At 62.3% G+C, this 18,613-nt stretch carries 16 protein-coding genes and 1 pseudogene; 13 read left to right on the forward strand and 4 right to left on the reverse strand.

The window, feature by feature from the left end:
- Positions 1-54 precede the first annotated feature (54 nt).
- Positions 55-1,167 carry a pyridoxal-phosphate-dependent aminotransferase family protein gene (locus JOH52_RS28070; RefSeq protein WP_014531489.1) on the reverse strand — a complete coding sequence of 371 codons (1,113 nt, stop codon included), beginning with the start codon at positions 1,165-1,167 and terminating at the stop codon, positions 55-57.
- A 329-nt stretch (positions 1,168-1,496) separates the two neighbouring features.
- Between JOH52_RS28070 and JOH52_RS28075 the strand changes: the two genes are divergently transcribed.
- Positions 1,497-1,730, forward strand: coding sequence for a hypothetical protein (locus JOH52_RS28075; protein ID WP_013845530.1), 234 nt, complete (start codon positions 1,497-1,499; stop codon positions 1,728-1,730).
- Positions 1,731-2,125: 395 nt separating this feature from the next.
- On the opposite strand, the gene JOH52_RS28080 is transcribed toward JOH52_RS28075, so the two are convergent.
- Positions 2,126-3,049, reverse strand: a complete 924-nt coding sequence (locus tag JOH52_RS28080; RefSeq protein ID WP_014531490.1) for a LysR family transcriptional regulator — start codon at positions 3,047-3,049, stop codon at positions 2,126-2,128.
- A gap of 159 nt (positions 3,050-3,208) precedes the next feature.
- Between JOH52_RS28080 and JOH52_RS28085 the strand changes: the two genes are divergently transcribed.
- The 5 genes and pseudogenes from JOH52_RS28085 to JOH52_RS35430 all read left to right on the forward strand — a co-directional run bounded on the left by JOH52_RS28085 (position 3,209) and on the right by JOH52_RS35430 (position 7,487).
- Positions 3,209-3,655: a (2Fe-2S)-binding protein gene (locus JOH52_RS28085; protein ID WP_014531491.1), complete on the forward strand. Its 447-nt coding sequence runs from the start codon at positions 3,209-3,211 to the stop codon at positions 3,653-3,655.
- Between the two features lie 14 nt (positions 3,656-3,669).
- Positions 3,670-5,913 carry a xanthine dehydrogenase family protein molybdopterin-binding subunit gene (locus JOH52_RS28090; RefSeq protein ID WP_014531492.1) on the forward strand — a complete coding sequence of 748 codons (2,244 nt, stop codon included), beginning with the start codon at positions 3,670-3,672 and terminating at the stop codon, positions 5,911-5,913.
- On the forward strand, positions 5,910-6,278 hold the full coding sequence (locus JOH52_RS28095) for a c-type cytochrome (protein WP_014531493.1): 369 nt from the start codon (positions 5,910-5,912) through the stop codon (positions 6,276-6,278). Before JOH52_RS28090 ends, JOH52_RS28095 begins: the two co-directional genes overlap by 4 nt.
- Positions 6,279-6,506: 228 nt before the next feature.
- Positions 6,507-7,068: pseudogene (locus JOH52_RS35425) on the forward strand (MFS transporter); the annotation flags it as partial.
- Positions 7,069-7,070: 2 nt separating this feature from the next.
- Positions 7,071-7,487, forward strand: coding sequence for a cyclophilin-like fold protein (locus JOH52_RS35430; protein ID WP_272950190.1), 417 nt, complete (start codon positions 7,071-7,073; stop codon positions 7,485-7,487).
- Between the two features lie 60 nt (positions 7,488-7,547).
- Here the strand turns inward: JOH52_RS35430 and JOH52_RS28105 are convergent, their stop codons facing one another.
- Positions 7,548-9,968: a GcvT family protein gene (locus JOH52_RS28105; RefSeq protein ID WP_014531495.1), complete on the reverse strand. Its 2,421-nt coding sequence runs from the start codon at positions 9,966-9,968 to the stop codon at positions 7,548-7,550.
- Between the two features lie 235 nt (positions 9,969-10,203).
- Positions 10,204-11,091, reverse strand: a complete 888-nt coding sequence (locus tag JOH52_RS28110; protein ID WP_003527002.1) for a LysR substrate-binding domain-containing protein — start codon at positions 11,089-11,091, stop codon at positions 10,204-10,206.
- Positions 11,092-11,315: 224 nt separating this feature from the next.
- Here JOH52_RS28110 and JOH52_RS28115 point away from each other — a divergent pair, with 224 nt between their 5' ends.
- The 7 genes from JOH52_RS28115 (at position 11,316) to JOH52_RS28145 (ending at position 18,604) form a co-directional block, all read left to right on the forward strand.
- Positions 11,316-12,851, forward strand: coding sequence for a trimethylamine methyltransferase family protein (locus JOH52_RS28115; RefSeq protein ID WP_014531496.1), 1,536 nt, complete (start codon positions 11,316-11,318; stop codon positions 12,849-12,851).
- 7 nt (positions 12,852-12,858) lie between these two features.
- Positions 12,859-13,851: a GlxA family transcriptional regulator gene (locus JOH52_RS28120; RefSeq protein WP_014531497.1), complete on the forward strand. Its 993-nt coding sequence runs from the start codon at positions 12,859-12,861 to the stop codon at positions 13,849-13,851.
- A 91-nt stretch (positions 13,852-13,942) separates the two neighbouring features.
- The gene (locus JOH52_RS28125; protein ID WP_013845525.1) at positions 13,943-15,247 is read left to right on the forward strand and encodes a M24 family metallopeptidase; all 1,305 of its coding nucleotides are present in this window, start codon (positions 13,943-13,945) and stop codon (positions 15,245-15,247) included.
- Positions 15,247-15,927 (forward strand): isochorismatase family protein, encoded by a 681-nt coding sequence (locus tag JOH52_RS28130; RefSeq protein ID WP_014531498.1) that lies wholly within the window; start codon positions 15,247-15,249, stop codon positions 15,925-15,927. Before JOH52_RS28125 ends, JOH52_RS28130 begins: the two co-directional genes overlap by 1 nt.
- 150 nt (positions 15,928-16,077) lie before the next feature.
- Positions 16,078-16,740, forward strand: coding sequence for an ABC transporter permease (locus tag JOH52_RS28135; RefSeq protein ID WP_010967771.1), 663 nt, complete (start codon positions 16,078-16,080; stop codon positions 16,738-16,740).
- Positions 16,737-17,852 carry an osmoprotectant ABC transporter ATP-binding protein OsmV gene (locus JOH52_RS28140; protein WP_014531500.1) on the forward strand — a complete coding sequence of 372 codons (1,116 nt, stop codon included), beginning with the start codon at positions 16,737-16,739 and terminating at the stop codon, positions 17,850-17,852. The genes JOH52_RS28135 and JOH52_RS28140 overlap by 4 nt, the downstream gene beginning before the upstream one ends.
- Entirely contained in the window at positions 17,849-18,604 is a 756-nt protein-coding gene (locus JOH52_RS28145; RefSeq protein ID WP_014531501.1) for an ABC transporter permease, read from the forward strand. Before JOH52_RS28140 ends, JOH52_RS28145 begins: the two co-directional genes overlap by 4 nt.
- Positions 18,605-18,613: the final 9 nt, after the last annotated feature.

Below are 18,613 nucleotides of genomic sequence, written 5' to 3' on the forward strand. Positions count from 1 at the left end.
GGAGCGGAACCCTCCCGATTGCGCCAATGACAGTTCCTGCGGGGCCGGTACGCCCTACGGCAGAACTGCCGCGATCGCTTCGGCCAAGCGATCGACATTCTCGATCCGACAAGTCTCGCCCATCAGTCCGATGCGCCAGATGCGCCCGGCGAGCGGCCCGAGTCCTCCGCCGATCTCGATCCCGAATTCGTCAAGCAGCCGTCTTCGCTCGGGCACGTCCTTCACGCCTTCCGGGAGCCAAACCGTATTCAGCTGCGGCAGTCGGTGCTCCTTGTCGACGACTAAGGCGATGCCCAGCCCTTGTAACCGTTCGACCAGCCGGTCATGGGCGGCGCGGTGACGCGCCCAGGCAGTCTCCAAGCCTTCGCCCAGCAGGCGGGAAAGGCTTTCGTGCAGGCCGTAAAGCGCATTGACCGGCGCGGTGTGGTGATAGGATCTGGCACCCTCCCCCTCCCAGTACCCAAGCATAAGACCGAGATCGAGGAACCAGCTCTGGATTGGCGTCTTGCGCGCCTTCACTGCCGAGACGGCGCGATCGGAAAAGGTGATCGGCGCAAGGCCTGGCGGCGCGGACAGACATTTCTGCGTACCGGCATAGACGGCGTCCGCCTGCCATTCGTCAACCGACACCGGAATCCCGCCGAGGCCCGTAACGGTATCCACGACCGACAGCAACCCCGCTTCGCGCGCGAGGGCACAGAGGGAGGCCGCATCCGATCGCACTCCGGTCGAAGTCTCCGCGTGCACGAAAGCGAGCAGCTTGGCCTGCGGTGCCTCCAGAATCGACGCGCGAACCGCCTCGGGGTCAACAGGCTTGCCCCATTCGACGGAAACCAGCCGTACCTCCGCGCCCGCGCGCCGGGCAATTTCGGCCATGCGTCCTCCGAACACGCCGTTTTGCGCGATGATGGCGGTGTCGCCTGGCTCGAGCAGCGTCACCAACGCCATCTCCATGGCGAGCGATGCCGGGGCCGATAGGGGGAAAGTCACACGGTTATCTGTTCGGAAAGCGAGGCGGAGTTGATCCTTGATGCGGTCCATCAATCCCACGAAGCTGGGGTCGAGATGGCCGATCGTCGGTCGCGCCTGTGCCGCGAGCACTTCCGGCGAGACGTTGGAGGGACCGGGGCCCATCAGCAGGCGGGGCGGCGGGGAAAAAGCATTCATCAGAGCATTCCTCTGCCGGCGGTCCCGGCGCGTTTGTTGCCGGGAGAAAGATGCAAGCAGAGGCGGCGTTAAGTAAAGTTTAGTTTATTTAGAAGTTCGATAAGAAAATTTTATCCACGCCAGCCATTGCAGGTGCGCCCTTTGGAGCCGTTTTTCAGGCGAGATCGACGCATCGGCCACCAGGTTCCAGCCGCTGCCGCAGATCCCGAGCCGAGGCGAACAAGTCGGGCAAAACCCAAGGCCAAGGAAAATGGTAAGGAAGCGTCGCCCGCTGGTTTCTGCTAAGCTCTGAAACGTGTGAACTTTGACTAGCAAAGGCGGGGCTTCCAATGAGCGATCCAAAACCCGAAAGGCTCCACCTTACCTTGGCTGAGCTAATCAGCGAACAAATTGAGCAACGGCATGCAACCGAGCTGCGAGCCGTGCTGTCAACCGGAAACGAAATTACCATGCATGGAAGGTTCACAGTCGGCAGCGACTTTATAATCTACAGAACTGCGAAGGATAATAGCGGCAAATGGGCGATGACTCCCTTTGCTCATATCGTACAGCTGGCAATCTGATTTCAGCTCCGGGGTCATGCCTGAGGGCATCATCCGCCACGAAGACAAGGCCACCGGTCGGCTTGTAACCGACTGCGATAGCGCGTGCCATGCCGGACGCAGTTTTCGGCACGCGGGAGAGACGCTCTCTTCCGATATTGTGCATTCTGCAAATCTTTGCGTGCAGACGACCGCGAACACCTAGCACGGATGGACACCTGCGGCGGCGGCGAACACGGAACGCAGATCGTCCGCGCTGCCCAGTTCAACGTCGACGCGCCGCCAACGTGGCTGGCAATCCACATCTTGCCCTCGCTGCCATCGTCCATGCTGGCGTACGGGCCACGCAGGAAGATCTTTCGCTCCTGATCTCGGAGCCCTTACCGCCCGCGGCTCGTCCGCGTGCGGCCTATGTCTTAAGCATCTCGCGTTCCCTCGGAATCTGGTGTGCCATGGTGTCGCAGGGCGTCCACGATCACCTTGAATGCGGGTGAGTTGTGGTGTCGGCTAGGGTAGTAAATGTAGTACCCGGCAAACGGAGGCGACCAGGGCTCGAGCAGCGCTACCAGGCGTCCTGCCGCAATGTGCCCCGCGACGAGATCTTCCGGCAGATAGGCTATGCCGTGACCTTTCATGGCGGCATCGACCATGGGGTATGAGCTATTGAAGGTGAGTTGTCCGTCGACCCTGACGCGGAGCTCTTGCCCGTTCTTCTCGAACTCCCATACATAATGTCCGCCGCCTGTTGCCTGGCGCGAGTTGATGCAATTGTGCTGGATCAGTTCCTGTGGATGCTCTGGCAACGGACGATCTGCCAGGTAGTCGGGCGAAGCCACTGCCAGAAGCCGCCAGTCCGGTCCGATACGGACCGCGATCATGTCCTTTTCGACGCTCTCGCCGAGGCGAATGCCTGCGTCGAAACCATCTTCCACGATGTTCCTGAAGCCGTTGTCCCTGCTCAACTCGAGCCGAATGTCGGGGTATTCCAGAAGAACCGGCTGTAGTTTCGGCCAGACGAGGCTCTCCAGGGCGTGGTCGGACAAAGTGATTTTGACCGAGCCGGACGGTTTGTCGCGAAAGGCCATAAGGGCCGCGATTTCGTCCCTTATGGCCGATATCCGCGGCGCCAGCGAACGAAGCAGGCGCTCGCCAGCTTCCGTCACGGCAACGCTCCGGGTGGTCCTGGTCAGAAGCCTCAGGCCCATCCTCGTTTCGAGGCGCTTGATCGTGTGACTGAGCGTCGATTGGGTTATGCCGAGCTTGGCAGCGGCCCTGGTGAAGCTGCGCTCCTCGGCCACGGCGAGAAACCACAGCAGATCGTTGAAGTCTTCCTTGGGCATACTCTACATCCGCACGCTCGATTTATGGTTCATGTCGATAGATGTAAGAGAACTATGCCCACTAATCCATAGGCTATGCTTTTGCTACCGTCCCAGCTGAAACAGTTTGCTCGCTGTTTCCGCGCCCGTTTTCCCGCAAGCTGCATTGAGGACACCGCCATGGAACTCACCACCAACGGCTTTAGACACCAGGTGGACATCGAGCCGGATACGCCGCTGCTCTGGGTTCTTCGCGATGAACTCGGCATGACCGGAACCAAATATGGTTGCGGCCTCGCCCAGTGCGGCGCCTGCACGGTTCTCGTCGACGGACAGGCGACGCGCTCCTGCGTCACTGCGGTGGAGAGCGTTGCCGGTTCCGAGATCATGACCATCGAGGCCATCACCGAAGATCCAGTGGGCCAGAAAGTAGTCGAGGCATGGGTTTCCAATCAGGTACCTCAATGCGGCTACTGTCAGTCGGGCCAGGTCATGGCCGCGACGGCGCTCATAAAGCAGAGTCCTCGGCCGAGCGACGAGGACATTGCCGGCGCAATGATCAATCTCTGTCGCTGTGGCACCTATAACGCCATTGCGGCTGCCGTCCGGCAGGCCGCTGAGGCTTGATCGGGAGCGACACCATGAACGACATGACACCGGTTACCTCTGAAATCACTGCCAGCGAGATCGGCAAGCCCTTCAAGCTTTCTCGGCGAGGCTTTCTCGGCGCCTCGCTCGGCGCCCTCGTCCTCGGCGTCACTCTTCCGGCCGGCCGGGCCAGAGCGCAGGCAGCCGCTGCGGCCATAACGCCCGGCACCCGGATTTCCGCATTTCTGGAGATCCTGCCCGACGAGACCGTCCTGTTCCGCAGTGCTTTCATCGAGGGAGGGCAGGGCATATTCACCGCCATGGCGCAGATCGTCGGTGAGGAACTGGACGTCGACCCGATGCAGTTCGTCGTCGAAGGCGCGCCTCCGGGTCCCGATTATCTGCTGACCGGCGGCGGGCGGTTCACCGGCGGCAGCATGTCCGTGCGCATGAGCTACGACGCCATGCGTAAGCTCGGCGCTTCCGCGCGCCACATGCTCATTCAAGCCGCTGCGGTACGGCTGCGCGTGCCGGTATCGGAGCTGTCGACGGAGCCCGGCCGCGTCGTGCACGGCGCTTCGGGGCGGACCCTTCCATACGGTGAGATCGCGGATGCGGCAGCGGGCTTGCCGCTCCCCACCAATGTCGTGCTGCGCGCTCGCGCAGACTTCCGCTGGATCGGCAAGCCGGTCGCGCGGCTCGATGTGCGCGACAAGTCGACGGGCAAGGCTCGGTACGCAATCGATTTGAAAGTCGACGGAATGCTGCATGCCGCGGTCCAGCACAGCCCGCGTCTCGGTGGCGAGCCCGGTGCTTTGCAGAATGAAGCGGACGTGCGCGGCATGCCCGGCGTCCATTCCATTCACAGCCTGCCCGGCACCGTCGCCGTGGTCGCCGATAGCTGGTGGCGCGCGCGCATGGCAGCCGAAGCCCTGCAGGTGACCTGGACGGAGCCGACTCGCGGAACGGCCCACGTCATGCCGGCGGATTTTTCCACCGAGGCGCACATGGCGATGCTGAAGGCGACGCCGGGGGAGGGCGTCGCCTACGAGACCGTCGGGAATGCTGCAACAGCGCTTGGTGATGCTGCGCGGGTGGTCGAGGCGACTTATGACGCGCCATATCTGGTGCATGGGCAACTCGAGCCGCCATCCGCGCTTGCGCGCTGGAACGACGACGGCTCGCTCGACCTCTGGGTTCCCAATCAGGCACCGGAGATGTTTCAGGCAGAGGCCGCGAAGGTAGCCGGCATCGCGCCGGAGAAGGTCACCATCCACTCGCCGATGCTCGGCGGCTTCTTCGGGAGGCATTTCCTCTATCAAACGGCCAATCCGTTCCCACAGGCGATCCTGCTTGCAAAGGCTGTCGCTCGGCCGGTCAAACTCATCTGGAGCCGCGAGGAGGAGTTCCTGCGAGACACCCTGAGGCCGATGGGCGCCGTTCGTTTCCGCGCCGGGCTCGACGCCGAAGGATTGCCGGTGGCACTGGAGGCGGTGGCGGTGGGCGAAGGTCCGACGGGCCGCTGGTTCGGCCGCCAGCCGGACAAGGTCGATAGTTCTTCCGTCGAGGGCATTGCGGGCAAAGTCTATTCGATCCCCAACCGGCATGTCGGCCAGGTTCATGTGGACGACCCCACGATCATCGGCTTCTGGCGGTCCGTCGGTCACTCGATGAACGACTTCTTCTACGAGACGTTCTTCGACGAGATGGCCGATGCGGGTCAGCAGGATCCTTACGAATTGCGGCGGCGTCTCCTCGCGGACAGCCCGCGGCACAGAGCCCTGCTGGAAGCCGTGGCCGAGCTCTCCGGCGGTTGGCGGCGAGGACCGTTCATGGCGGACGACGGCACGCGCCGCGCCCGGGGCGTGGCCATGGCCTCACCCTTCGGCAGCGAGGTGGCGACGATTGCCGAAGTGTCGTTGCGGAGCGGCGAGGTCGTCGTGCACGACGTCTGGGTGGCTATCGATCCGGGCAGTATCGTCAATCCGGCGATTATCGAGGCACAGGTGAACTCGGCCGTCGCGCTCGGACTTTCCTCGGCTTTGCTGGAAGAGGTCGTCTATGTCGACGGCATGCCGCAGGCCCGCAACTACGATGGCTATCCGATTTTGACGCCGGATCGCATGCCGCGGGTTCATGTGCGGATCGTAGCAAGCGGCGCTCCCATGGGCGGCATTGGCGAGCCCGGTTTGCCCGGGGTGCCTCCGGCCATCGCAAACGCCGTTTCCGTTCTGGCAGGCCGGCGCGTTCGAAGCCTGCCGCTGTCCAAACACGATTTCAAAGGAGTCGACGGTTGAACAAGGTCGTCATTGCTGCGCTCGTTTCTCTTGCTGTTTCAGGCCACGCCACGCCGGCTCTGTCTCAGGAGGCTGCGCCAGGTCAGAAGCTGTTTCAGCAACGCTGCGGTGCGTGCCATCAGCTCGAGACACCTCGAAACGGCGTCGGACCGCATCTGCTGGGTGTCGTCGGCCGAACGGCCGGCAGCGTTGACGGCTTCAGGTATTCCGCGGCTCTTAAAGGTTCCGGTTTCGCATGGACCGCCGAAACGCTGGAAACCTTCCTGAGCAATCCCGCCGCGATGGTTCGCGGAACGCGCATGGCCCAGCGTTTCAACAACGCCGACGAGCGTCGAGCGATCATCGCGTTCCTTAGGGCGCAATAGTCCTTCCGTCCGTGCTCTTTGCTCGGCGGCGTTGGCTTCGGTCGGCGCCGCCGCTTCGTTACAGGCGAGACTGGGAGTGAATGCCGGGAGCTTTCACCGCATTCGGTCACTTATGCACCCTGTCGATAAACGAAATCGAATTATAGCGGCCAATGCCATCGATGCCGGGCTGCTACATTCGGCCGTGGAGGAACTTGCGACAGGCTTCGGCCTATAAGGAACAGACATATGACGAATCCAACATTCGGCGAGACAATCGTCAAAACCGCCGCGGCCTGGGGCGCAGTGGCGTCCATGGCGCTGTGCGTTGCAGTGCTGATCGCTTCGGAATTCATGCCGGTCAGCCTCCTGACGCCGATCGCCCGTGATCTTGGTATGAGCGAGGGCCAGGCCGGACAGGCGATTTCGATCTCCGGTCTGTTCGCCGTGTTGACCAGTCTCTTCATTGCGGGGTTCACGCGGAAGATCGACCGCAAGTTCGTCCTGTCCTCGTTCTCGCTCATGCTGATCGTCTCGGGGCTCGTCGTATCCTTCGCCCCCAATTACGCGGCTCTGATGGTCGGTCGGGCGCTGCTCGGCGTTGCCATCGGCGGATTCTGGTCGATGTCCACCGCGGTCGTCATGCGCCTCCTGCTGGAGAGTGCGGTGCCGGAGGGCCTTGCGTTGCTGAATGCCGGCAACGCTATCGCTGCCACGATCTCCGCTCCGCTCGGCAGCTTTCTGGGATTACATCGGCTGGCGGGGCGCGTTCTTCTTCGTGGTTCCGCTGGCGCTCATTGCGCGCCGCGGGTCTTGATCGGCGGCGCCATCACCAGGGCCGTACTGCCGCGCCTGGTATGGGCTCAAAAGGAGACTAACATGAAGATGCGCATTGCCTTTGCCGATCACGTGTTCACGGCTACGCTCTACGACAGCCCCCCGGCGCGCGACCTCTGGTCGATGCTCCCGCTCGAGCTGGAGATCGACAATTACGCCAACAACGAGAAGATCGCCTATCTGCCCCGAAAGCTGACGGAGGAAGGCAGCGGTTCGTTCTCCAACGAAGCCCCGGGCGACCTCTGCTACTATGCTCCCTGGGGTAATCTGGCATTCTTCTACGCTGGCTATCGCTACTCGGCCGGTCTGATCCGGCTTGGCCGGCTGGATGGCGGCGTCGAACCTTTGCTCACACGCGGAAAGTTTCCACTCCGCATCGAACGACTGTCCTGAAGATCATGCTCGCACCTGTTCTACCGTGCCGCCTGTAGAGGGACGGCACGCATCTGTCCGTCACATTCGAAGCCTTTCGCCTGCGGGGTCGAAGGGCGGCCGTTCCAGGATGACTGCGTCATGGGCGCGGCCGAGGATCGCAACACTCACCTTGTTACCCGGTTTCGCCATTTCAGCCTTGATGTAGCAGAGCGCTAGCGACATGCCGACCGTATAGCCGTAGGCGCCGGATGAAACCTGGCCGATCGGGGTGCCGTCCCGGAGAAAGATCGGCTCGCCGCCGGTGGCGTCCGCATCCGTGGCGTCGATCGATATCATGGCGAGCTTCTGCCTCGGAAGCTTCCCTGCGATTTCCTGGTAAGGGGCCTTGTTCAGGAACACGTCCTTGTCGAGCTTGATCAGCCGGTCGAGAGCGCATTCCTGCGGCCAGTATTCCGGCGAATACTCGCGGCTCCAGCTGCCATAGCCCTTTTCGATGCGCAGCGAGGCGAGTGCGCGTGAGCCGACCGGACCCGCGCCGAGATCCGCGCCGGCTTCCAGCAAGGCGTCGTAGAGCGCGACCTGCCTTTCGGCGTCGCAGTAGAGTTCCCAGCCGAGATCGCCGGTGAACGAGACGCGCAGCGCGATGACCTCGACGCCAGCGACGCGCATCCTGCGCGACCGCATGAAGGAGAAGTTCTCGTTGGAAAGGTCGTCATTCGTCAGGCGCATCAGCAATTCGCGCGATTTCGGCCCGGCGATGTTGAAGGCGCAAAGGCGCTCCGTGAGCGAGGTGAAGGTCGTGTCGTCGGGAAGCGGAACCGCATTGAAGAAGCGCTGATGGTAGCGTTCCGCCATGCCTGAGCCGAAGATCATGAACTCGTCGTCGCCGAGCTTCGTCACCGTGAAATCCCCGGCGATGCCGCCCCGCTTGCCGATGAGAGGCGTCAGGCACGAGCGGCCGACCCCAGTAGGCATGCGGTTGGCAAAAAGCGCGTTCAGCCAGTCGGAGGCACCCGCTCCCTTCACTGCGTATTTCGCAAAGTTCGAGATGTCGATAATGCCGGCGCTTTCGCGCAGCATGCGGGCCTCGCGGCCGACGGGCGCCCACCAGTTCTGGCGGGTAAAACCGATCGTCTCTTCCTTCGGCTCGCCCTCGGCGGAAAACCAGAGCGGATGCTCCCAGCCGAAATTCAGGCCGAAGACGGCGCCCGTTGCCTTCTGTTTCTCATAAGCCGGCCGGGTGCGAACGGGTCGTCCGGCTGCCCGCTCCTCATTGGGAAAGTGGATCTTGAAACGGTGGCTGTACTGGTCCTGGACGCGCGCCTTGGTGAAGGCCTTGTTCGCCCAGTGACCGAAGCGCGCCATGTCCCAGCCGAACATGTCGAGCGACGGCTCGCCCTCGATCATCCATTCCGCTGCAAGCTTGCCCATCCCGCCCGACTGCGAGAATCCGGGGATGATGCCGTTGCAGCAGAAATAATTCGTCATTTCCGGTACCGGACCGAAGAGGACCGCGCTATCTGGCGACCAGATCATCGGCCCGTTGATGACGCGCTTGATGCCCGCCGTTCCGACCACCGGCACGCGATCGATCGCGCGCATCATATTTTCCTCGATGCGTTCAAGGTCGTCGGGGAAGAGTTCGTGACCGAAACCGAGCGGCGTGCCGTCCTCGGCCCAGAAGCGCATGTCGCGCTCATAGGCGCCGATCAGGAGGCCCAGGCCCTCCTGCCGCAGGTAATACTCGCCGTCGCGATCAGCGACGGAGGGAAGCCGCCGGTCAAGGGCGGCGATCTCCGCTATGGTCTCGGTGACGAAATACTGGTGTTCCGTCGGCATCAGCGGAAGTTCGAGGCCCGCCATGGCGGCGACTTCACGGCCCCACAATCCTGCGGCGTTGACCACCCACCGGGTGCGTATGTCGCCTTTCGGGGTGCGCACGATCCAGCTGCCGTCCGCTTGCGCCTCCGTACCGGTGACGGGCGTGAAGCGGTGTATTTCGGCGCCGCGCCTGCGCGCGCCTGCGGCATAGGCCATCGTCACACCGGAGGGGTCGACATTGCCGCCCTCCGGCTCGTACATGATGCAGCGGATGCCGTCGAAGTTGACGAGCGGATGCAGCCGCTCGGCCTCGTCACGGCCGATCTCGTAGAAGTTCATCTTGTAGCGGCGCGCCTTGGCCTCTTGGAGCCGGAGCTGGTGCTCGCGCGCCTCGGTCTGAGCAAGATAGAGCGATCCCGGCTGGAAGATGCCGCATCCTTGCCCGGTCTCGACCTCCAGCTCCTTGTAGAGCGCCATCGTATAATGCTGAAGCAGGCTGATATTGGTGGAGTCGTGCAGGCCGTGGATGTTGGCGGCCGCATGCCAGGTCGACCCTGATGTCAGTTCGCTCCGCTCGAGAAGCACGACGTCGGACCAGCCGAGCTTGGTGAGATGGTAGAGAATGGAGCAGCCGATGAGACCGCCGCCGATGACGACCGCTTGAGCGTGGGAGCGCATGGAAATCCAGCCTTGAAACGATGACCTGTGCCGCCGGCGGATCTCTGCCGGCGCGGCTCCAGTTTAGGGACGGGCCGTTTTTTGCAAAGCTGCGTAATGCGGGAAATCGGGCCCTTTTGTCATCGGATGGACAAATAAAACGAGGTCATTGATCTCGCAATTTTCGTTTGTTGCGCGGCAAGTTCCGGCTAGTTTGAAATCGGCCCTTTCCGGCATCGAGCCAACGGGTCACCGGTCAGCCGATCACCTTCTGAGCCTCGGCGATGATCCAGTCGCGCACCTTCGAGACGGTCGTTCCTTTCGACGCCTGTCCTTCGGCGAGGTAGTAGTTCCACGCGCTCCTGGTGCGGATCTGAAACGGCTCGACGAGCAGGCCGCGATCCACATAGGTCCGCGCGAGCGACTGGGTGGTCACGATGCAGCCGGCGCCGCTCGCCGCCATTTCCAGCGCGATATTGGTGGAATTGGTGGAAAGCCGCTTGTCGTTTGCGGATGCATCTATGCCGAGCGCATCGGCCATTTCCTGCCAGAACTCCTGCCGCCCGTGCACGGCGATCCAATTCGATTTAAGAACGTCGGCCGGCGTCCTGATTGCATTCTGGCCGTGGACGAGCTGGGGCGCGCATAGAAGCACAAGCCGGTCGTTCCACAATTGCATGCCGCTTGCCGGCATGTTGTCGAATCGTCGGATCGAAATCAGGATGTCGGCGATTTGCTCGGTCGAATCCTCCCAGATCGTACCGTGCAGAAGGATTTCCACGTCGGGATGTTTCCTGCTGAACCCGGCCACGCACCTTGCCAGCCAGTTTTCGGCAAGGCTCGTTGGGCAGGAGATGACGACGGTTTTGTTGCGTGCCGACGCAAGAACCGCTTCCGTAGCGAAATCGATCTGGTTCAGAGCCTGGCGCAGGGTGGGAAGAAAGGCCTCGCCCATCTCGGTCAGCTTGAGGCTGCGCGGATAGCGGATGAAGAGCTGGCGCCCGAGATATTGCTCGAGCGCCCGCACATGATTGCTGATGGCGGCCTGCGTATAGCCCAGTTCGCTGGCCGCCTCGGTGAAGCTGAGATGCCGGGCAGAGCACTCGAAGGAGCGGATGTAGTTCAATGGCGGCGGCGGCTTCATCTGAAGTTCCCTTTTGTGCGACGCTAGCCTGCCCGCTCCGGCACTTGCAAGACGCAAGCGTGCCATGACATGGTTTTTTTTGGGCATTGCCGCCGAACTTATCATGTGAAGACCGGTGCATCATTGGCCATAGTTTCGGTGAGCGGAACAGAAAAAGCACAAGTATTCGGAGCAGGCCTTCTGTGGCCTAGCTGCGCGGATCAGGGGATGAAAGGCAGTTCTCGATGAGCGGCAGACGCGGCGGCGGAAGACGATCGCGAGCAATCCGGGGCGGCGATGGTATCTCGCAGCTGCCATGGCAGGAGGTCGTCAACACCTATGCCCCGATGCAGCTTCTCGACGAGGAGCGTATTGAGGCCCTTCACCGCAATTCGATGCGCATCCTCTCCGAAATCGGCATTCGCGTTATGAGCGAAAAGGCGATGGCGCTGTTCGAGAAGGCGGGCGCAATCGTCGACCGCGAGAACCTGATGATCCGCATCGACGAATCCATCGTCGAGGCGGCGCTCGCCACGACGCCGTCTTCCTTCACGCTGACCAGCCGCAATCCCGAAAAACGGCTGACGATCGGCGGCAACACGATCGCCTTTGGGCTCGTGGCAGGTCCGCCCAACGTGCACGACCGGGTCAACGGCCGGCGGCAAGGCAATCTCGCCGATTACCAGAACTTCACGCGTCTGGCCCACCACTTCAACGCTATCCACATTCTCGGGAACCAGGTCTGCGCGCCGATGGAGCTGCCGGCCAATTCCCGGCACCTCGATACCTACAAGGCGAATCTTACGCTCAGCGATCTTTGCTTCCACTGCACCGCCATCGGGCGGGGGCGGGCCGTGGACGGCATCAACATGATGGCGATCGCGCGCGGCATCAGCGTCGAGGAGATGAGCCAATCCCCCGGCGTCATCACGATCATCTCGGTGAACTCGCCGCGGCTTTTCGACGACGCGATGGCGGACGGACTGATCGCCATGGCCGAGCACGGGCAGCCGGTGACCATCACGCCCTTCACGCTGATGGGCGCCATGACGCCGGTGACGCTTGCGGCAGCACTCTGCCAGCAGAATGCCGAGGCGCTGTTCGGCGTCACGCTTGCGCAGCTGGTCAATCCGGGTACGCCGGTCATGTATGGTGCATTCACGTCCAATGTGGACATGCGCTCCGGCGCCCCCGCCTTCGGCACGCCGGAGAACGCCAAGGCCAACATTATCGCGGGCCAGCTCGCGCGGCGCTACAAGCTTCCCTATCGCACGTCGAACGCAAATGCCTCTAACGCCGTCGACCTTCAGGCAGCCTACGAGACGGAAATGGCGACTTGGGGTGCGGTGCTCGGGGGTGCCAACCTCATCTATCACGCGGCGGGATGGCTCGAAGGCGGCCTCACGGCCTCCTATGAGAAGCTCGTGCTCGATGTGGAGATCCTGCAGAACATGATGGGCTTCCTCGAGCCCATGCCCTTCTCCGAGGACGATCTCGGCTTCGACGCTATCAGATCCGTACCGGCGGGCGGGCACTTCTTCGGTTCCGAACACACGATGGCGCGATACGAGACGGCCTTCTATCAGCCGATGCTGTCCAACTGGCAGAATTACGGCAGCTGGCAGGAAGCCGGCGGCCGCGACGCGCTGGAGCGCGCGACCGACATCTGGCAGCAGGCCCTGCGAGAATATGAGGAGCCGGTACTCGACCCGGCGATCCGGGAAGAGCTCGATGCCTACATGATCAAGCGGCGCGCGGAGATCGGGGCGGGCGAACCTTGAGGGGCAGATGAGGGATACGCAGGAAATCCGCTTTGCGGTATTGATGTTTCCGAACTTTCCGTTGATGGCTTTCAGTTCGGTCATCGAGCCGCTGCGCGCAGCCAACACGTTGTCCGGCAGGCGCTGCTATTCCTGGCTCACGGTCGCTGCCGGCGAGAAGATCAGCGCGTCGAATGGCATCGGTATCGAGCCGGACTTTCATGTGCGCAACGCACCAGAGGTTGATCGAATTGTCGTGTGTTCGGGCGGTGACGCAGAGCATCTCGTCGCGGACGAGGAGATGGCGTGGATCCGCAAGAATCTCCGCGCCGGGGCGCTACTTGGTGCGGTGGCCGATGCTGCCTTCTTCCTGGCGCGCAAAGGGCTGCTCGACGGCCACTCCTGCACGCTCCACTGGACCAGCCAGCCGGCCTTCAAGGAAGCGTTCCCGCATCTCGACATGCGCTCGGACCTCTATGTGATCGACCGCCGCCGCTTCACCTCCGTCGGCGGCATCGGCAGCCTCGACATGATGCTGGACATGATCGGACGGGACTATGGCGCCGAGCTCGCCGACGGCGTCGCCGGCTGGTTCATGCACAGCCCGCTGCGGCCGGACGCCGATCGCCGGAAGCTGACCTTGCGTATCCGGAGCGGCATCGCCGACGACCTGGTCCTTTCCGCGGTGGCGATGATGGAGGACGCCATCGAGGACGTTTTGCGGATCGAGGACCTGGCAAGCCGGCTGAATGTCTCATCCGATAAGCTCGAACGCGCCTTCAAGGCCGAACTTGGCGTGTCGCCCAACAGCTACTATCGCAATCTGCGGCTCGGTCATGCGGCAGACATGCTGACGCATTCAAACCTCAAGGTGAATGAAGTCGCCGTCGCGTGCGGTTTCGTAAATGCCGCAAACTTCTCCCGCGCCTTCAAAGAGCAGTTCGGATATGTCCCGCACAGCGTTCGCCGCCGCGTCTCGCGAGCGGGCGAGGCGCCCCGCGCAGTCGCGGGGCTGAAATAATGAAGCCGCGCGGATTCTGGCATAGATCCTGCGGAATCGGCGCAAATGCGCGCTCCGACTCTTCTCCATCCTGCTGGAAAAGGAGAATGTCATGAGCATTGTTGTATTCGATCCCGACAGCGTGGATGACGTGGACTTCAAGGACCGGATGCGCCATCCGGAGACAGCCGATCCGGCCGGCGGCATGTGGCTTTCGGACACGGAACCGTCCTTTATCGACGCCGACGCCCTGCGCAACGGGCGTTTGAAGAAGCTTCGCGACTGGATGCGCGCTGCCGGTTACGGCGCGGTGGTCCTTTTCGACCCCTATAACCAACGCTACGCGACGGGCTCCCGAAACATGTTCGGGTATTTCCTGCGTAACTCCACCCGCTATTTCTTCATCCCCACTGAAGGTCCGGTCGTCCTCTTCGAATATCCGCAGAGCTATCACGTCTCGATGGTCCTCGACACGATAGACGAGGCTCGCCCCTCCAAGCTTGTCTGGTCCTCCGTCTCCGGTAAGGACGACGAGACCGCCGGGCCGTTCGCGGACGAGATTACCGATTTGCTCAAGCAGCATGGCGGCGGGTCGATGAAGCTCGGCATGGACCGCTGCAGCCATCTGCAGGCACTGGCGCTCGAAAAGCGCGGGTGCGAGGTGAAGGACTGCCAGGGCGAAATTCTCGCCGTCAGGGCCGTCAAGACTCCTGAAGAGATCAAATGCCTACAGGTATCCATGGCCGGCGCCGAAGCTGCCGTGGCCGCCGTGCGCGAAGCGATCAAGCCGGGCGTTTCCGAAAACGAGCTCTTCGCGATCATGTATCATGAAGTGATTCGGCAGGGCGGCGAGTTCATCGAGACCCGGCTGCTGAGTTCCGGCCAGCGAACCAATCCCTGGTTCAACGAGGCAAGCGGCCGCAAGATCAGGCCGGGTGAGCTCGTGGCCCTCGATACCGATACGATCGGCTGCTACGGCTACTATTCCGATTTCTCGCGAACCTTCCGCTGCGGTCCCGGTAAGCCGACCCCTTACCAGAAGTCGCTCTACCGGATGGCCTACGACCAGGTTCAGCACAATATCGACATCGTCAAGCCGGGTATGGCCTTCCGCGAGATCGCCGAAAAGGCCTGGAAGATACCAGACCGCTTCGTCGATCAGCGTTACACGTCCGTGATGCACGGCGTCGGCATGCACGGCGAGACGCCGTTCATCGCCCATGCGATGGACTACGAGACCTACGGTCGCGATGGACATCTCGTGCCCGGAATGGTCGTGTCGGTCGAAAGCTATATCGGCGAAAAGGGCGGCCGAGAGGGCGTGAAACTCGAAGACGAGATCCTCATTACGGAGAACGGCACGGAGCTCCTGTCGCGCTTTCCCTATGAGGACGAATTCCTGAGCGGGGAGACTTGATGAAGAAACCGTTGCGGATCGACCGCGCGAAAGCCGCCGCCCTTTTTATCGATCTCCAGGAGGAGCATCGCCGCGACGAGCGCTATCTCGTCGAAGGTTACGATACGGTGCTCGGCAATGCCGCACGCCTTCAGTCGGCGGCCCGCCGAAGCGGCATCCCCGTCTTTCACTGCGCCTATATCGTCGATCTCGCCGACAATCTTCGCCCGTTCCATCCGATCGGACCGGACGGACGTTCCGCCTTCAGCGACAAGGACGATCCGCTCACGGCGATTTGCCCGGAGGTCGCTCCGCTTCCGTCGGAGCGGCTGCTTGTCAAAAACGAAGCGAGCGCCTTCGGCAAGAGCCCCTTGATCGGCGAATTGCGGGACGCAGGCGTGGAATGGCTGGTGATCGCCGGCGTCTGGACCGAGGCTTGTGTCGATGCAACGGTCAAGGACGCGATCAACCTTGGCCTGCATGTCCTACTCGTCAAGGATGGCTGCGGCAGCGGCGGCCTTGCGATGCACCAGACCGGCATTCTCAATCTGGCGAACCGCCTCTATGGCGGTGCGGTCGTCGGTACCGAAGCCGCTTGCGCCCTTCTGGAAGGAGATACGGTCGAAGCATGGCGGGTCGAGGGATCGGTGCCCCTGCGTTACACTTTCGAGAATGCCGCTAAACTTTACGGCGAACTCTGACGAGCGTTGATAGGGGCACGCATCAGAGCGGAAGGCCGGGTGTTCCGCCTGCATCCCGCTCTGATTTATTGGAATCGGTCACGCGCATGGTTTCAGGTCGAACCGGCCTGAGACATCGTGATGCAGTTTAGGAGAGGCAGGCGGCAACGAATGGAGATCGTTCGGTTCATCATCGACAATCTGGACATCATAGGCACGCGGACGATCGAGCACATTTCGATCGTCTTCCTGGCGGTTGGGATTGCGATCGCGACGGCCGTTCCGATCGGGGTTGCGATCACGCAGTCGAAGAGCACGGCCGACACCGTTCTCTATCTCGCGTCGATGATGATCACCGTTCCCTCGATTGCGCTGTTCGGCCTGATGATCCCGCTGCTCTCGCCGATCGGGCATGGCATCGGCTATGTCCCGGCGGTCGTAGCCGTCATTCTCTATTCCCAGCTTCCCATCATCCGCAACACCTACACCGCCATCACCAATGTCGATCCGGCTCTTCGGGAGGCCGCGAAAGGGATGGGGATGAGCACCTGGCAACGTCTGCGCCAGGTCGAAATCCCGCTTGCCATTCCGGTCATCATGGCCGGCGTCAGGACTGCCGTCGTCATGAACATCGGCGTGACAGCGATTGCGGCCTATATCGGCGCAGGCGGCCTTGGCACGTTCATCTCGCGCGGCATCAGCCAGTCCGATCCCCGTCAACTGGTGACCGGAGCGCTGGCGGTTTCGCTGCTTGCGATCGCAGCCGACCTTTTCCTCGCGCTCGTGCAGCGCCTTCTCACGTCACGCGGTATTCAGGGGGAGGTCACGCCATGATCCGGCTCGAGAATCTGACGAAACACTACGGCCCGGCGCATGATCCGCTCATTGCCGTCGACAATGTGAGTCTAGACTTACCCACCGGAGAGATCTGCGTGCTGCTCGGTCCCTCGGGATGCGGCAAGACGACGACGATGAAGATGATCAACCGTCTGATCCAGCCAACCAGCGGCAAGGTCTTCATCAACGGCAAGGACACGAGCACCATCGATCCGATCAAGCTGCGGCGGACCATCGGCTATGTGATCCAGCAGATCGGCCTTTTCCCGAACAAGACGATCGAGGAAAATATCTGTGTCGTGCCGGACCTTCTGGGCTGGGATCGCCGCAAGTCGCGCGCCCGCGCCAAAGAGCTCCTCGAGCTTGTCGGCCTCCAGCCCGACCTTTTCCTCAAGCGCTACCCGAAGGAACTTTCAGGCGGCCAGCAGCAGCGTGTCGGCGTTCTGCGCGCCCTTGCGGCCGATCCGCCGGTCATGCTGATGGACGAGCCGTTCGGGGCGATCGATCCGATCAACCGCGAAGCCATCCAGGAGGAGTTCCTGAAGATGCAGCGGGAGATCCGCAAGACGATCATCTTCGTCTCACACGATCTCGACGAAGCGGTGAAGATGGCGGACAAGATCGCGATCTTCCGCAGCGGCAGGCTCGAACAATATGCCGCGCCCGACGAACTGCTCGCCCGTCCCGCCAACAGCTTCATCGAAGACTTCCTGGGCTCGGACCGGGCACTCAAGCGGCTGAGGCTCGTCTCGGTGCGCGACGCCATGGAGACGGGTTTCATCACGGTCCGGAGCTCGGACTCGGTCGAGCATGCGCTTGAGCGCATGCGATCGTCGCGCAGCGCTGCAGTCTTTGTGCTGAACGCCGACGGCGCACCGCAATCTCTCTTGAGTGAGCAGGTGGCGGAGCTGCGCTCCGGTACGGTGGGCGATCATGCGGAACCGGTAAAGTCTGCCGTCCCGACCACCGGCGATCTTAGGCAGGCCGTGTCGATAATGTTCGCCCACGACATGCCGCTGCTGCCCTGCGTCGACGAGGGCGGTCGGATGGCAGGCGTGATGAGCTACCGTTCCATCGTGCACTATCTCGCCCATGGAGCAAAGGCATGAGCGCTCTCGTCAGCCCGGCCGCACCGCAGCAAAGGCGCCGGATCGAGACCGCGCCTTTGATCGTGCTCATCGTGCTGGCCGGAACCGTCGCCTGGCTGTGGTGGAGCGGCATGGCAGAGGAAATCCTCGCCTATTCCGACGACATCTCCTATCTCACCGTGCAGCATCTGGAACTGGTCGCCTGGGCGGGAGGGCTTGCCATCCTTGTGGCCGTACCGGTCGGCATCGTGCTTTCGCGGCCCGCCTTCCGCCTCGTTTCGGAGGCGGTGATGCAAGTCTTCAATATCGGCAGCACCGTGCCGACGCTTGCGATTCTGGCGCTTTCTATGACGCTGCTCGGGATCGGTACGGTGCCCGCGGTCTTCGGTCTCTGGGCGGCCACCCTCCTTCCGATCGTGCGCAACACCTATGCCGGCCTGCGCGCCGTGCCGCCGCACCTCGTGGAGGCCGCAACCGGCATGGGCATGACGCCGCGGCAGGTTCTGTGGCGGGTCGAACTTCCAAACGCCCTCTTCGTGATCTTCGGCGGCATCCGCACGGCGCTCGCGATCTGCGTCGGCTCCGCGCCTCTGGTCTTTCTGATCGGCGCGGGCGGGCTTGGCGAACTGATCTTCACCGGGATCTCGCTGGACGAACTCCCGATGATGATGGCCGGGGCCATTCCCACGGCAATGCTCGCGGTCCTGGTCGATTTCATCGTCGGCCAGATTCAGTACTACCTCGTTCCACGGGGCATCAATCCGCTGCGATAACAAAATGAG

Source organism: Sinorhizobium meliloti (assembly GCF_017876815.1).
Classification (GTDB): Bacteria; Pseudomonadota; Alphaproteobacteria; order Rhizobiales; family Rhizobiaceae; genus Sinorhizobium; species Sinorhizobium meliloti.